The following is a 14,507-nucleotide window of genomic DNA, read 5'->3' on the forward strand; positions in this document are numbered from 1 at the left end:
GTGCTGAACTGAACCCGGCCGTGACAACGATCAATTGTGGCGAGGGGGCTTGCCCCCGCTCGGTTGCGAAGCAGCCGCAAAACCGGAGAGTGCGGTCTATCAGTAAGACCGCGGTCATTGGTTTCAGGGCCGCTACGCGCCCCAGCGGGGGCAAGCCCCCTCGCCACAGTGTTCAGAGTTGCGACTGGGCGCCTTCAAACCACGCGAGCTTCTCGCGAAGTTGCACCACTTCTCCCACGATCACCAAGGTCGGCGCATGCACTTCATGCTCCGCCACCAGCTGTGGAAGGTTGGCCAGCGTGCCGGTGAAAACTCGTTGATTAGGCGTCGTGCCCTGCTGGATCAACGCTGCCGGCGTGTCCGCCGAACGACCATGCCTGATCAATTCTTCGCAGATGATCGGCAGCCCCACCAGCCCCATGTAAAACACCAGGGTTTGCGCGGGTGCGACCAGATCGCTCCACGGCAGATCCGAGGTGCCGTCCTTCAGGTGACCGGTGATAAAACGCACCGACTGCGCGTAATCGCGGTGAGTCAGCGGAATCCCGGCGTAGGCCGCGCAACCGCTGGCAGCGGTAATACCCGGCACGACCTGGAACGGAATGCCGTGAGCCGCCAGTTCTTCGATCTCTTCGCCACCACGGCCGAAAATGAACGGATCACCGCCCTTCAACCGCACGACACGCTTACCCTGCTTGGCCAGGTCGACCAATTGCTGGTTGATCTGATCCTGAGGCACCGCGTGATCGGCACGTCGCTTGCCGACATAGATCCGCTCGGCATCACGACGACACAGTTCAAGAATCGCCGGTGCCACCAGACGGTCATACAGCACCACATCGGCTTGCTGCATCAGCCGCAAGGCGCGGAATGTCAGTAGATCCGGATCACCCGGCCCTGCGCCGACCAGATACACCTCACCTGGAGCGTTGGGGGATTCGCCGTTGATTTTCGCCAGCAACAAACGCTCGGCTTCAGCGCCCTGCCCGGCCAATTGACGATCAGCGATCGGCCCCTGGAACACCTCTTCCCAGAATGCCCGACGTTGCTGCACATCCGGGAACAGGCCTTTGACCTGATTGCGAAAACGCGCTGCCAACCCGGCCAGTTGGCCATAGGTCGAAGGAATCCAGGTTTCCAGCTTGGCGCGGATCAACCGCGCCAACACCGGCGCATCGCCGCCGCTGGACACGGCAATCACCAACGGCGAACGGTCGACGATCGCCGGGAAGATCACGCTGCACAGGGCCGGCGCGTCCACCACGTTGACCGGCACGCAGCGCCGATGAGCATCTTTGGAGACTTGCGCATTCAGTGGTTCGTCGTCGGTAGCGGCAATGATCAGCCCGCAGCCGTCGAGGTCCGACTCACGATAGCCGCGCAACACCAACTCGCCGCCACTGTTCTGCACCAGCTCACGCAGCTGGGCTTCGATCTCAGGTGCAACGACCCGCAGCAGCGCGCCGGCGTCGGCCAGCAGACGGGATTTGCGCAAGGCAATCTCCCCCCCACCGACGACCAACACACGACTGCCGCGCAGGTTGTGAAACAGCGGCAGAAATTCCATTTAGCCGATGACCTCAAGGCCGCCCATGTACGGCTTGAGCACGGCTGGCACGCGGATCGAACCGTCGGCCTGCTGATAGTTCTCCAGCACCGCCACCAGGGTACGACCGACCGCCAGGCCGGAACCGTTCAGGGTGTGGACCAGCTCGGGCTTGCCGGTTTCCGGGTTACGGAAACGTGCTTGCATGCGCCGGGCCTGGAAATCGCCGCAGTTGGAGCACGACGAAATTTCACGGTATTTGCCCTGGCTCGGGACCCACACTTCCAGGTCGTAGGTCTTGACCGCGCTGAAGCCCATGTCGCCGGTGCACAGCGCCAGGGTACGGTATGGCAGTTCCAGCAATTGCAGGACTTTCTCGGCGTTGGCGGTCAGGCTTTCCAGCGCTTCCATCGAAGTCGATGGCTCAACGATCTGGACCATTTCGACCTTGTCGAACTGGTGCTGACGAATCATCCCACGGGTGTCACGGCCCGACGCACCGGCTTCGCTACGGAAGCACGGGGTGTGAGCGACGAATTTGATCGGCAGCTGTTTGGCGTCGATGATTTCGCCAGCCACGATGTTGGTCAGCGACACTTCAGCAGTCGGGATCAGGTACAGATCGGCTTCGCCTTCGCGGCTGATCTTGAACAGGTCTTCCTCGAACTTCGGCAGTTGACCGGTGCCCTGCAAGGCCGGCGCCTGAACCAGATAAGGCGTGTAGGCTTCTTCGTAGCCATGCTCGCTGGTGTGCAGGTTGATCATGAACTGCGCCAGTCCGCGGTGCAGACGGGCAATCGGCCCACGCAGCAGGGAGAAACGGGCACCGGACAGCTTGGCGGCGGTTTCAAAGTCCAGCCAGCCGAACTTCTCGCCCAGCGCGACGTGATCCTTGATCTCGAAATCGAAGGTGGTCGGCGTGCCCCAGCGGCGCACTTCGACGTTGCCGTCTTCGTCGGAACCAATCGGCACCGACTCGTGCGGCAGGTTCGGAATATTCAGCAGGATCGAGTCCAGTTCGGTCTGGATCTCGTCCAGCTCGACTTTGCCGATACCAAGCTCGTTCGCCATGCGCTCGACGTCGGCCATCAACGGCGCGATGTCTTCGCCGCGCTGCTTGGCCTGACCGATGGATTTGGAGCGCGCGTTACGTTCAGCCTGCAGTGCTTCGGTGCGGGTCTGGACGGTCTTGCGCTGTTCTTCCAGCGCTTCGATGCGCGCAACATCCAGGCTGAAGCCGCGGGATGCCAGGCGGTCCGCTACGTCCTGAAGGTTGCTACGTAACAGTTTGGAATCGAGCATGTCGGTCTCTCGTTTATCAAAGTTTGGTCAGGGACAGGCCAGCCCAGGTCGCGAGCAGCCCGCCGAATACGCTGATTGCCGCGTAGCCCAGGGCCAGCGGTACTTGCCCGCTTTCGAGCAAGCGCACCGTATCCAGTGAAAAGGATGAAAAAGTCGTCAGGCCGCCAAGGAAGCCCACCATCAACCCGGCACGCACCTCAATCGGCACTTCCGGGCGCAGCATAAACAGACCATACAAAAAGCCGATCAACAGGCAGCCAATGATATTAACGGCCAGCGTCGCGGTATAGAAGTGCCGCGGCCAATTTGCGTTGATCCAGTTGCCGGTCGCAAAACGCAGTAATGTGCCGGCAATACCGCCGACGGAGACCGCAACGATCAAGGGAATCAAGGTTTTCTCCGCTGTTTGGGGCTCAGACGGTCCAGCTGCGCAAGGTGGTTGAGCTTCTCGCCGATCTTCAATTCGAGGCCACGGGGTACCGGACGATAGAACGACTGCGGCTCCAGTTCCTCCGGGAAATAATCTTCGCCGGCCGCGTAAGCGTCCGGTTCGTCGTGGGCATAACGGTATTCGTCGCCGTAACCGAGTTGTTTCATCAACTTGGTCGGGGCATTGCGCAAATGCAGCGGGACTTCCAGCGAGCCATGCTCGGCAGCGCTGCGCATGGCAGCTTTGAAGCCCATATAAACCGCGTTGCTTTTCGGCGCACAGGCCAGATAGGTAATCGCCTGCGCGACCGCCAACTCGCCTTCGGGGCTGCCCAGTCGCTCCTGCACATCCCACGCCGCCAGGCACAGGCTCAAGGCACGCGGGTCAGCATTGCCGATGTCTTCGCTGGCCATGCGCACCACGCGCCGGGCCAGGTACAACGGATCGCAGCCACCGTCGAGCATCCGTGCGAACCAGTACAGCGCGCCGTCCGGGTTGGAGCCGCGCACCGATTTGTGCAGCGCAGAGATCTGGTCGTAAAACGCTTCGCCGCCTTTGTCGAAACGTCGCCGGGTGTCGCCAAGCAGGCTTTGCAGCAGCTCGACGCCGATTTCCGTGCCGTCTTCGGCCAGGTCGGAGGCGTTCTCCAGCAAGTTCAGCAGGCGCCGGCCGTCACCGTCAGCGGCGCTGAGCAGCATCTTGAAACCGTCATCGCCGAGGCTCAGCTGACGCTTGCCCAGACCGCGCTCTTCGGTCAACGCCCGCTGCACCAGTTTGTGCAGCGCGGTTTCGTCGAGGCTCTTGAGCACGTAGACGCGCGCACGGGACAGCAGTGCGTTATTCAGTTCAAACGACGGGTTTTCGGTGGTCGCGCCAATGAAAATCAGCGTGCCGTCTTCGACGTACGGCAGAAAGGCATCTTGTTGCGACTTGTTGAAGCGATGCACTTCGTCGACGAACAGAATGGTTCGGCGGCCATATTGCCCGGCCTGCTGCTTGGCAACTTCCACCGCCTGGCGGATCTCCTTGACCCCGGCCAGCACCGCCGAGACCGTTTCGAAGTGCGCATCCGAGACTTCCGCGAGCAGCCGCGCCAGGGTGGTTTTACCCACGCCCGGCGGCCCCCAGAAAATCATCGAGTGCAAGGCACCCTGCTCCAGCGCCTCGCGCAACGGCTTGCCGCGGGCCAACAGGTGTTCCTGACCGACATACTCGTCCAGGTTGGCCGCACGTAAACGGGCGGCCAACGGCTGAGCTATCGGGGCACTGCGAAACAGGTCCATCACGTAGGGTTAAAACCTCTAATTATTACGTAATTCTCAAGTCCGGCGAATACCCTGTGGTGAGGGAGCTTGCTCCCGCTGGACTGCGTAGCAGTCCCCATTTTCAGGGCCGCTTCGCGCCCCAGCGGGAGCAAGCTCCCTCGCCACAGGTTCAGTATTTAAGTGATCGGCATTAGGGCAAGCCCCCTCACCACAGGTTGTGTGTGTGCTGCACCTTCCCTTGACTGCCCGGCACCGGGTTTCTGCTGCTCTTTATTCCTGGATCACATCGGCACCCTTGGGGATGTCGAACTTGAACTTGGAGGCCGGAATCGGCTCGTTGGCCTTGACCCCGGTGAACAGGATATTGGTGCGCTGACCGACGCTGTCGATCATCTGCATGTCATTGACCATACCGTTGCGGAACGACAGGCGCAGGCTGTCGAACAGCGTGTCCTTGGTCTTGGGCTTGAGCGTGAAGTCGATCACGCCGCCGGCTTCCTTGGACGTAATGGCGAAGCTCTGGCTGATTTTCGACACATCACCGGACAGCAACAATGCTGGAGTCTGGGTCAGGCGCTGATCAAGGTTCTTGATGGTGACCTGTTGCAGGTCCGGGTCCCACAAGGAAACCTTCTTGCCATCCGACACCATCAGCTGTTCTTGCGGTGCATCGGTGTGCCAGTAGAACAGGCCCGGACGCTGCAAGGACATTTCGCCAGCGGTTTCCTGCAACTGAGTACCGCTGCCGTCGAGGGTCAGCTGAGAGAAACGTGCGGTCAGGGTCTGCGACTTTTCGAGCAACTGAGTCAGACGCGCCACGTCCTTGTCATCGGCGTGGGCCGAAAGCGTGGTTAAAGCCAGTACCGGCAGCAGCAACATGCGGATAAGACGCATGGGAGTCCTCTTTGATATTCGTTTGAATGGCGTGCCGCGTGATTTCACGCGGCACCGGTCAGTCGCGCATAGGGCCTGGTGCAAGCACTTCACGCGAGCCGTTGGTATTCATGGAGGTCACGACCCCGGCCATTTCCATGGCTTCGATCATGCGCGCAGCGCGGTTGTAGCCGATCTTCAGCTTGCGCTGAACCGCAGAGATCGAGGCGCGGCGGCTTTCCAGCACGAACTGCACCGCTTCGTCATAGAGCGCGTCGGTTTCAGCATCATCGTCGCCGCCACCGCTGCTGCCTTCAAAGCCACTGCCCGCCTCTTCGACACCGTTGAGGATGTCGTCGTTGTACTCCGGTGCACCGCGCAGTTTCCAGGCTTCAACCACCCGGTGAACTTCATCGTCGGAAACGAACGCGCCGTGAACCCGAATTGGCAGACTGGTGCCCGGTGGCATGTAGAGCATGTCACCGTGACCCAGCAACTGCTCGGCACCACCCTGGTCGATGATGGTTCGCGAGTCGATCTTGCTCGATACCTGGAACGCCATACGGGTCGGAATGTTGGCCTTGATCAGACCGGTGATCACATCCACCGACGGGCGCTGGGTCGCAAGGATCAAGTGAATACCGGCCGCACGGGCTTTCTGGGCGATCCGGGCGATCAACTCTTCAACCTTCTTGCCGACGATCATCATCATGTCGGCGAATTCGTCGACCACCACCACGATGGTTGGCAGCTTGGTCAGCAGCGGAGCTTCGTCGTGAATGCTTTCGCGGTTGTACAACGGATCCGTCAGCGGCGTACCGGCTTCCTGCGCCTCCCTGACCTTCTGGTTGAAACCCGACAGGTTACGCACGCCCATCTTCGCCATCAGCTTGTAGCGGCGCTCCATCTCGGCCACGCTCCAGCGCAACGCGTTGGCAGCGTCCTTCATGTCGGTAACCACCGGGCACAGCAGGTGAGGAATGCCTTCGTAGATCGACAGTTCAAGCATTTTCGGGTCGATCATGATCAGCTTGGCGTCTTCCGGGCCCGACTTGAACAGAATCGACAGAATCATCGCGTTCACGCCCACCGACTTACCGGAACCGGTAGTACCGGCCACCAGCAGGTGAGGCATTTTTGCCAGGTCGACGATGATCGGCTTACCGCCGATGTCGTGACCCAGGGCCAGGGTGACCGGGGACTTGGCGTCATCGTATTCCGGCGTCGACAGCACTTCGGAGAAACGCACGATCTGCCGGTCTTCGTTGGGAATCTCGATACCGACCGTGGTCTTGCCGGGAATCACTTCCACCACCCGCACACTGGTCACTGCCAGCGAACGTGCAAGGTCTTTGGCCAGGTTGGAGATACGGCTGACTTTTACCCCGGCCGCCGGTTGGATCTCGTAACGGGTAATCACCGGGCCTGGGTGAATCGAATCCACCGAGACTTCGACGCCGAATTCCTTGAGCTTGATTTCCAGCAAATGGCCAACCGCAGCCAGCGACTCAGGCGAATAGTTGAGCTGTTTCTTTTCTGCCGGGTCGAGAATCGAGATCGGCGGCAAGGTGCCTTCGACCGCGCTGTCAACGAACAGCGGCGCCTGTTTCTCTTTTTCGACGCGTTTGCTTGGCGGCGGCGCTTTCGGCGGTGCTGGAGCAATCACCGGCGGAACCTGCTTCTCGCGCTCGGACATGTGCTTGCTCAGGGCTTGCTCGCGCTCGATCAGGCGTTCCTTGACCTTGGCTTGCTCGCGCTTGTCGGTCACGGTCGGAGCCACGACTTCGTGCACCCGATCGTCGACTTCACGCAATTGTGCAACCAGTTGCTTGCGTTCAGTGCGCGCAGCCCACCAGCGATTGGCAGCTCCCTGGAACAGTTCGAACAGGTCGAGAGTGATCTTGCCGGTGACGTCCATCACCTTGAACCATGAAAGGTCGGTGAACACGGTCAGGCCGAACAGAAACAGCGCGATGAACATCAGGGTGCTGCCCTGGATATTCAGCGCGTTCTTCGCCAGATCGCCCAGGCTTTCACCCAATGCACCGCCAGCGCCGGCCGGCAAACCGGTCGGGGCGTGGAAATGGATATGCGCCAGGGCTGCGCCCGACAGCACCAGAAACACCAGGCCGATCAGGCGCCAGGAAAACAGCCAGCCGCTCCACTGCCACGGTTCGTGGCGCTGGCGGAAGATCTGGTAAGTCTTGATCGCCAGCAACAGCGGGAAGATATAGGCGAAGTAACCCAGCACCATGAACAGGATATCGGCGCTGTAGGAGCCGGCCGGCCCGCCGAAGTTCTGTACATCGTCGATTTTGCTGTTATGACTCCAGCCCGGATCGTCCTTGCCATAGGTCAGCAAGGCCATCATCAGGAACAGGCACAAGGCACCGATGGCGATCAGTGCACCTTCCTTGAGCCGGTAGTGCAGATGCTGACGCCAGAGTGGAACTACTGTTTTAGGTGCTGCGGTGGATTTCTTCAAAACGCGTCTTTTCCTGCGCCTGTAGCGCGTCCAACTGTTGATTGACTACAAAAAACTGCCCACTCCGGGCAGGTAACAAAGTTAACGGGCGCAACAGAGACTACTTTTAACACTCTGACATCGAAATCTGAAACCGTCGGAGATGCCGAAGACAGCGATCTTTTATACGAAGATTTCGGAACATCCTGATACAGACCGGCATTGTACGGGTTTGCCCGCACGATGCCACGCCAGAGCAGCTAAGGTGTAGCATAGCCAAAAGTACGTTGCGCGCGCTTCAATTTGAGCATGCATTCTCTTTTGTGACAAAGGCTTATGAGGTGTTTTTATGAGCGAAGCTAAGCATTCACGCCTGATCATTCTGGGTTCCGGCCCTGCCGGTTACAGCGCCGCCGTTTATGCCGCTCGTGCCAACCTCAAGCCGACTGTTATTACCGGCCTGCAAGCCGGCGGTCAATTGACCACCACCATTGAAGTCGACAACTGGCCAGGCGATGTTGAAGGCCTGACCGGCCCGGTGCTGATGGAACGCATGCAAAAACATGCCGAGCGTTTCGACACCGAGATCGTCTACGACCACATTCACACCGCAGAGTTGCAGCAGCGGCCGTTTCGCCTCACTGGCGACAGTGGCACCTACACCTGCGATGCATTGATTATCGCGACCGGTGCTTCGGCACAATACCTGGGGCTGCCTTCTGAAGAAACCTTCGCCGGCAAAGGCGTTTCTGCCTGTGCCACCTGCGATGGTTTTTTCTACCGCAATCAGGTGGTCGCAGTGATTGGCGGTGGCAACACGGCCGTTGAAGAAGCGCTGTACCTGGCCAACATCGCCAAGGAAGTGCATCTGATTCATCGTCGCGACAAACTGCGCTCAGAGAAGATTCTTCAGGACAAACTGTTCGAGCGTGCCAAAAATGGCAACATTCGCCTGCACTGGAACCAGAACCTTGAAGAGGTATTGGGCGATGCCAGCGGCGTAACCGGTGCACGCCTGCGCGACAGCCTGACCGGCGCGATGAAAGACCTGGAGCTGACCGGCGTATTCATCGCCATCGGCCATAAACCCAATACCGACCTGTTCCAGGGTCAGCTGGAAATGCATAACGGCTACCTGCGAGTTCGCGGCGGCAGCGAAGGCAATGCCACCGCCACCGAGATCGAAGGGGTGTTTGCCGCCGGCGATGTGGCCGACCACGTCTACCGTCAGGCGGTGACTTCCGCCGGTGCCGGCTGCATGGCGGCACTGGACGCAGAGAAGTACCTGGACGACAACTGATAAGACATTCGTTGCGGCAGGCCAATGCCTGCCGCTGCCCTCCCCTTCTGCAAGCCTGGATACCATGCTGACCTGGTTACAACGCGACTCCCTGAAATTCCCGCCGCTGGAAAAAGCCATGCGCGACCCCAACGGCCTGCTTGCCGCTGGCGGCGACCTGAGCGCCGATCGGCTGATCCAGGCTTACCGCCACGGTTGCTTCCCGTGGTTTTCGGAGGGCCAACCGATCCTCTGGTGGTCGCCGGACCCACGCACCGTATTGTTTCCCGACGAATTGCATATTTCTCGCAGCCTCGGCAAGCTGTTGCGCCAAAAGCGTTACGACGTGACGTTCGATCAGGACTTCCCGGCCGTCATACGCGCCTGCGCAGCTCCGCGGGAGTACGCCGATGGCACCTGGATCACCGAAGCGATGCAAACCGCCTACATGGAGCTGCACGCTCGCGGATACGCCCACTCGGTCGAAGTCTGGGACCAAGGGGTATTGGTGGGTGGGCTCTATGGCCTGGCCATGGGTCAGCTGTTTTTTGGTGAATCGATGTTCAGCCGGGCCGACAACGCCTCCAAGGTCGGCTTCGCCACGCTGGTCAACCACCTCAAGGACGCCGGTTTCGTGCTGATCGACTGCCAGATGCCGACCGGTCATCTGCACAGTCTGGGTGCCCGGGCGATCCCGCGCCGAGAGTTTGCTGGCTATCTGCAGCAACACCTTGATCAAGCCAGCGGCGCCCCATGGGTTTGCTGAGCGACTTTTGCGCTCGTGGCTTACACTTAATTGAACAGCTATTCCCGAGGGTTGATTCATGACCGAGTTGGCGCGCCTCAAGTTCTATGCCACTCAGCCCCACTCTTGCAGCTATCTGCCCGACGAACAGGCCACCACGCTGTTCCTCGACCCTAGCCAGCCCATGGATGTGCATGTCTATGCAGACCTGTCGGAAATGGGTTTTCGTCGCAGTGGCGATCACCTGTACCGGCCGCATTGCCAAAATTGCAATGCGTGTGTGCCTGCGCGCATTCCGGTTGCACAGTTTTCGCCAAACCGTCAGCAAAAACGCATTTTCAAACGCAACGCCGACCTGCAGGTTCGCCCAGCCAAACCGGGTTTCAGCGAAGAATATTTCGAGCTTTACCAACGCTATATCGAACAGCGCCACGCCGATGGCGACATGTACCCGCCCAGCCGCGATCAGTTTTCGACCTTTCTGGTCCGCGACCTGCCGTTTTCGCGTTTCTATGAGTTCCGCCTCGAAGGCCGTCTGCTGGCGGTCGCCGTGACGGATCTGCTGCCCAACGGCTTGTCGGCGGTCTACACCTTCTATGAGCCCGAAGAAGATCGCCGCAGCCTGGGCCGTTACGCGATTCTCTGGCAGATCAACGAAGCCCGGCGCCTGGGACTGGACGCGGTTTACCTCGGATACTGGATCAAAAACTGCAAGAAAATGAACTACAAGACCCAATATCGCCCCATAGAGCTGCTGATTAATCAGCGCTGGGTGGTACTGAACTAGGTTCAGCCCTAAAGCCCTTGGCTTAAACCCCACTTTTCGGGCACAATGCACGCCGCTTTTGCCTGGCGCAGTTGCACCGGGCCATTCATTGGATACCGAGGGCTTTACTGCATGTCGAAAGAAGACAGCTTCGAAATGGAAGGCACTGTCGTCGACACCCTGCCCAACACCATGTTTCGTGTGGAGTTGGAAAATGGGCACGTCGTAACCGCGCATATTTCCGGCAAGATGCGCAAGAATTACATTCGTATTCTTACCGGTGACAAAGTGCGCGTCGAGCTGACGCCCTATGATTTGAGCAAAGGGCGGATCACTTACCGCGCTCGTTAATCAAGTCAATACAAAACGCCCGGCTCTGCCGGGCGTTTTTGTTTGTCTGGGATCTTTCGGCTGGGGTGTATATCCGTTGCTGCGGTAACGGCTGCTTATGGTTTCGCTCTTACAGCGACTCACTTTTCCAGACGCCGAAAAGTAAGCAAAAGGCTTCGCCCCGGCGTACGGCACCTCGCCAAGGCTCGGTGTTCCCTCCCTACGGTGCCCATCAGGGGGCATCGCCTACGGTCTGCTTCGCTACGACCTCCTCTCGATGTGTTCGACTTCGTCGAACGGCGCTGCGCGCCTACCCCCTGATGGACACCTACGCTCGGCCTGCCGATGGGGCGAAAGATCAAAAGCAGATCAAGATCAAAAGCCAAAGCCAAAGCCAAAGCCAAAGCCAAAGCCAAAGCCAAAGCCAAAGCCAAAGCCAAAGCCAAAGCCAAAGCCAAAGCCAAAGCGTTTTGTAGGCCCACTGTAATTCGAGTACATCCATCAGAAACCGATCAACAGTCAGGCCGCCATCACAGGCAAGCCAGCCCCCACAGTTTTAATTGGTGTACATCCGCAAGAGATACGCCGGCTGTCAGATCGCCATCGCGAGCAGGCTCTCCCACAATGGATTGGCGTGCATCTGCAAGAGATTGGTCGGCTGTCAGGCCGCCATCGCAGGCAAGCCAGCTCCCACACTTTTGAATGGCGTACATCTGTGAGTGATTGGTCGGCTTTCAGGCCGTCATCGCGAGCAAGCCCGACTCCCACAAAAAAGGCAAAAAAGGCAAAGCAGCGCATCCCCCCCACCACTCAACAGGCCGAGCGTTAGCTCGCCTGCCGCTGTTGATCTTGATCCGCCCGCCCCTTCGGGAGGCCGAGTGGAGGTGTTCATCAGGAGGTTGGCGCGTAGCGCCGTACGGCGTAGCCGGACACATCGAGAGGAGGTCGTCGCGAAGCAGACCGTAGGCGATGCCTCCTGATGAATACCGTAGCGAGGGAACGCCGAGCCTAAGCGAGGTGCCGTACGCTTGGGGCGAGCGTTTTTTTGCTTACTTTTTTTAGGCGCTTGTAAAAAAAGTGAGTCGCCGTAAGGGCGAAACCGCCAGCAGCCGTTACCGCAGCAACGGATATACACCCGAACCCCAAACCCAAACCCAAACCCAAATCCACAGACAGCAAAAAGGCGCCACCAGGCGCCTTCTGCTTTAAAGCAACAGCAACAACCGTCAGGCCATTTCAGCAGTAGTCTCAAAGTCGAAGGTCAACTCGCCATCCTTGATGTCGATGTGTACCACACCGCCATGCTCGGCCAGTTCGCCAAAGAGAATCTCCTCCGCCAGCGGACGCTTGATCTTGTCCTGGATCAAGCGCGCCATTGGTCGCGCACCCATCGTCGCATCATAACCACCGGCCGCCAGCCAACTGCGTGCAGCGTCGGTGACCTCGAGCAGTACACGCTTGTCTTCCAGCTGCGCCTGCAGTTCGGTAAGGAACTTGTCCACCACGCTTTTGATGACCTCATGACTGAGGCGACCAAACTGGATAATGGTGTCCAGACGGTTACGGAATTCCGGCGTGAAGCTCTTCTTGATCACTTCCATCGCGTCAGACGAGTGATCCTGATGCGTGAAGCCAATAGAAGCCCGAGCTGCGGTTTCGGCACCGGCGTTGGTCGTCATGATGACGATCACGTTACGGAAATCCGCCTTGCGCCCGTTGTTATCGGTAAGCGTACCGTGGTCCATGACCTGCAACAGCAGGTTGAAGACTTCCGGATGCGCCTTCTCGATTTCATCGAGCAACAGCACGCAATGAGGCTGCTTGGTGATCGCTTCAGTCAGCAGGCCGCCCTGATCGAACCCGACGTACCCCGGAGGTGCACCGATCAAACGCGAAACGGTGTGGCGCTCCATGTATTCGGACATGTCGAAGCGAACCAGTTCGATCCCGAGCGCCTTGGCCAGTTGCCGGGCCGCTTCGGTTTTACCGACCCCGGTAGGGCCGGCAAACAGGAACGAACCGACAGGCTTGTCAGGCGACTTCAGACCCGCACGGGACAGCTTGATCGCGGTCGACAAGGAATCAATCGCCGCATCCTGGCCGAACACCGTCAACTTCAGATCGCGCTCAAGGTTACGCAGCAACTCTTTGTCGGAGCTGGTGACGTGTTTTGGCGGAATCCGCGCAATCTTCGCCACGATGTCCTCGACCTGAGGCACTTCGATGCGTTTCACACGCTTCTCGATCGGCTGCAGACGCTGATAGGCGCCCGCCTCGTCGATGACGTCGATGGCCTTGTCCGGCATGTGCCGGTCATTGATGTAGCGCGATGCCAGTTCGGCAGCGGCGCGCAGGGCTTCATCACTGTATTCGATATTGTGATGGAGCTCGAAACGCCCCTTGAGACCGCGCAGGATACCAATGGTGTCTTCGACCGAAGGCTCCGACACATCGACCTTCTGGAAGCGCCGTGCCAGGGCACGGTCTTTTTCGAAGATTCCACGGAATTCCTGGAACGTGGTCGAACCGATGCAACGGATATCACCCGACGACAGCAGCGGCTTGAGCAGGTTCGAAGCATCCATGACACCGCCAGAGGCGGCACCTGCACCAATAATGGTATGGATCTCGTCGATGAACAGGATCGCCTGCGGACGTTTTTTCAGCTCATTGAGCAACGCCTTGAAGCGTTTCTCGAAATCGCCACGGTATTTGGTCCCAGCGAGCAACGCGCCCAGATCGAGCGAATAAACCACGCTATTGGCCAACAGATCAGGCACCTGATTGTCGACAATGCGCTTGGCCAGACCTTCGGCAATTGCGGTTTTACCCACGCCTGCCTCGCCGACCAGCAACGGATTGTTTTTACGCCGACGCGCCAGAATCTGCGCGACGCGCTCAACTTCCATTTCACGCCCGACCAATGGGTCGATACGCCCCTGGCGCGCCAGTTCGTTGAGGTTGCTGGCATATGCATCCAGAGGATTGCCTGAAGAAGAAGACTCACCGCCCTCGTCGTCCTGCATATCTTGCTCACCTTCAGAGTGTTCGCCATGCCCAGGCACTTTCGAGATGCCATGAGCGATGTAATTGACGACATCAATGCGTGCAACGCTCTGCTGTTTCAGCAGGAACACCGCCTGACTCTCTTGCTCACTGAAGATTGCAACCAGCACGTTGGCGCCAGTTACTTCGCGTTTGCCCGAGCTCTGTACATGAAAGACAGCACGTTGCAGTACACGCTGGAAGCCCAGGGTTGGCTGGGTTTCGCGATCCTCGTCATGAAGGGGGATCAAAGGCGTGGTGGAGTCGATGAACTCCTGCAGGTCATGCTTGAGTTTGTCGAGGTTTGCGCCGCACGCACGCAAAACGGTGGCGGCTGCCTCATTATCCAATAGAGCCAACAGGAGGTGTTCGACGGTCATGAACTCATGACGTTTCGAACGCGCCTCCTTGAAGGCGAGATTGAGGGTGACTTCGAGCTCGCGGTTTAACATAGCTTCACCT

Annotated in this window: 12 protein-coding genes; 4 read left to right on the top strand and 8 right to left on the bottom strand. The window is 59.0% G+C overall.

Going from position 1 to position 14,507, the window contains the following annotated elements; all coding sequences use genetic code 11:
• Positions 1-172: 172 nt before the first annotated feature.
• The 6 genes from cysG to ftsK all read right to left on the bottom strand — a co-directional run bounded on the left by cysG (position 173) and on the right by ftsK (position 7,901).
• Positions 173-1,567: a siroheme synthase CysG gene (cysG, locus tag AABM55_RS17040; protein ID WP_347927075.1), complete on the bottom strand. Its 1,395-nt coding sequence runs from the start codon at positions 1,565-1,567 to the stop codon at positions 173-175.
• Positions 1,568-2,848 (bottom strand): serine--tRNA ligase, encoded by a 1,281-nt coding sequence (serS, locus tag AABM55_RS17045; RefSeq protein WP_347927076.1) that lies wholly within the window; start codon positions 2,846-2,848, stop codon positions 1,568-1,570. It abuts the gene before it with no gap.
• 16 nt (positions 2,849-2,864) lie between these two features.
• The gene (crcB, locus tag AABM55_RS17050) at positions 2,865-3,239 is read right to left on the bottom strand and encodes a fluoride efflux transporter CrcB (RefSeq protein ID WP_054597839.1); all 375 of its coding nucleotides are present in this window, start codon (positions 3,237-3,239) and stop codon (positions 2,865-2,867) included.
• Positions 3,236-4,561 carry a replication-associated recombination protein A gene (locus AABM55_RS17055; protein ID WP_020723510.1) on the bottom strand — a complete coding sequence of 442 codons (1,326 nt, stop codon included), beginning with the start codon at positions 4,559-4,561 and terminating at the stop codon, positions 3,236-3,238. The genes crcB and AABM55_RS17055 overlap by 4 nt, the downstream gene beginning before the upstream one ends.
• Before the next feature lie 252 nt (positions 4,562-4,813).
• Entirely contained in the window at positions 4,814-5,437 is a 624-nt protein-coding gene (gene lolA / locus AABM55_RS17060) for an outer membrane lipoprotein chaperone LolA (RefSeq protein WP_019689841.1), read from the bottom strand.
• A gap of 58 nt (positions 5,438-5,495) precedes the next feature.
• A complete protein-coding gene (gene ftsK, locus AABM55_RS17065) occupies positions 5,496-7,901 on the bottom strand; it encodes a DNA translocase FtsK (RefSeq protein ID WP_103316443.1) in 2,406 nt (801 codons plus the stop codon).
• Between the two features lie 328 nt (positions 7,902-8,229).
• On the opposite strand from ftsK, the gene trxB reads away from it, so the two are divergent.
• From trxB to infA, 4 genes are all read left to right on the top strand, one after another.
• Entirely contained in the window at positions 8,230-9,180 is a 951-nt protein-coding gene (trxB, locus tag AABM55_RS17070; protein ID WP_054597841.1) for a thioredoxin-disulfide reductase, read from the top strand.
• 64 nt (positions 9,181-9,244) lie between these two features.
• Positions 9,245-9,925, top strand: coding sequence for a leucyl/phenylalanyl-tRNA--protein transferase (aat, locus tag AABM55_RS17075; RefSeq protein ID WP_054597842.1), 681 nt, complete (start codon positions 9,245-9,247; stop codon positions 9,923-9,925).
• 58 nt (positions 9,926-9,983) lie between these two features.
• Positions 9,984-10,691, top strand: a complete 708-nt coding sequence (locus tag AABM55_RS17080; RefSeq protein ID WP_054597843.1) for an arginyltransferase — start codon at positions 9,984-9,986, stop codon at positions 10,689-10,691.
• Between the two features lie 111 nt (positions 10,692-10,802).
• Positions 10,803-11,021, top strand: a complete 219-nt coding sequence (gene infA, locus AABM55_RS17085) for a translation initiation factor IF-1 (protein WP_002553999.1) — start codon at positions 10,803-10,805, stop codon at positions 11,019-11,021.
• Between the two features lie 354 nt (positions 11,022-11,375).
• Here infA and AABM55_RS17090 read toward each other — a convergent pair whose 3' ends face one another.
• Positions 11,376-11,498, bottom strand: a complete 123-nt coding sequence (locus tag AABM55_RS17090) for a hypothetical protein (protein ID WP_347927077.1) — start codon at positions 11,496-11,498, stop codon at positions 11,376-11,378.
• A gap of 728 nt (positions 11,499-12,226) precedes the next feature.
• Positions 12,227-14,497: an ATP-dependent Clp protease ATP-binding subunit ClpA gene (gene clpA / locus AABM55_RS17095; RefSeq protein WP_054597844.1), complete on the bottom strand. Its 2,271-nt coding sequence runs from the start codon at positions 14,495-14,497 to the stop codon at positions 12,227-12,229.
• Positions 14,498-14,507: the final 10 nt, after the last annotated feature.

The sequence above is a fragment of the Pseudomonas helvetica genome, assembly GCF_039908645.1.
GTDB classification, from domain to species: Bacteria; Pseudomonadota; Gammaproteobacteria; order Pseudomonadales; family Pseudomonadaceae; genus Aquipseudomonas; species Aquipseudomonas helvetica.

Bases quoted from the DNA above. Each gene is read 5' to 3' on its own strand.
- cysG (WP_347927075.1), bottom strand. From the start codon at position 1,567: ATGGAATTTCTGCCGCTGTTTCACAACCTGCGCGGCAGTCGTGTGTTG.
- AABM55_RS17080 (WP_054597843.1), top strand. From the start codon at position 9,984: ATGACCGAGTTGGCGCGCCTCAAGTTCTATGCCACTCAGCCCCACTCT.
- serS (WP_347927076.1), bottom strand. From the start codon at position 2,848: ATGCTCGATTCCAAACTGTTACGTAGCAACCTTCAGGACGTAGCGGAC.
- AABM55_RS17090 (WP_347927077.1), bottom strand. From the start codon at position 11,498: ATGTACTCGAATTACAGTGGGCCTACAAAACGCTTTGGCTTTGGCTTT.
- clpA (WP_054597844.1), bottom strand. From the start codon at position 14,497: ATGTTAAACCGCGAGCTCGAAGTCACCCTCAATCTCGCCTTCAAGGAG.
- aat (WP_054597842.1), top strand. From the start codon at position 9,245: ATGCTGACCTGGTTACAACGCGACTCCCTGAAATTCCCGCCGCTGGAA.
- infA (WP_002553999.1), top strand. From the start codon at position 10,803: ATGTCGAAAGAAGACAGCTTCGAAATGGAAGGCACTGTCGTCGACACC.
- AABM55_RS17055 (WP_020723510.1), bottom strand. From the start codon at position 4,561: ATGGACCTGTTTCGCAGTGCCCCGATAGCTCAGCCGTTGGCCGCCCGT.
- trxB (WP_054597841.1), top strand. From the start codon at position 8,230: ATGAGCGAAGCTAAGCATTCACGCCTGATCATTCTGGGTTCCGGCCCT.
- lolA (WP_019689841.1), bottom strand. From the start codon at position 5,437: ATGCGTCTTATCCGCATGTTGCTGCTGCCGGTACTGGCTTTAACCACG.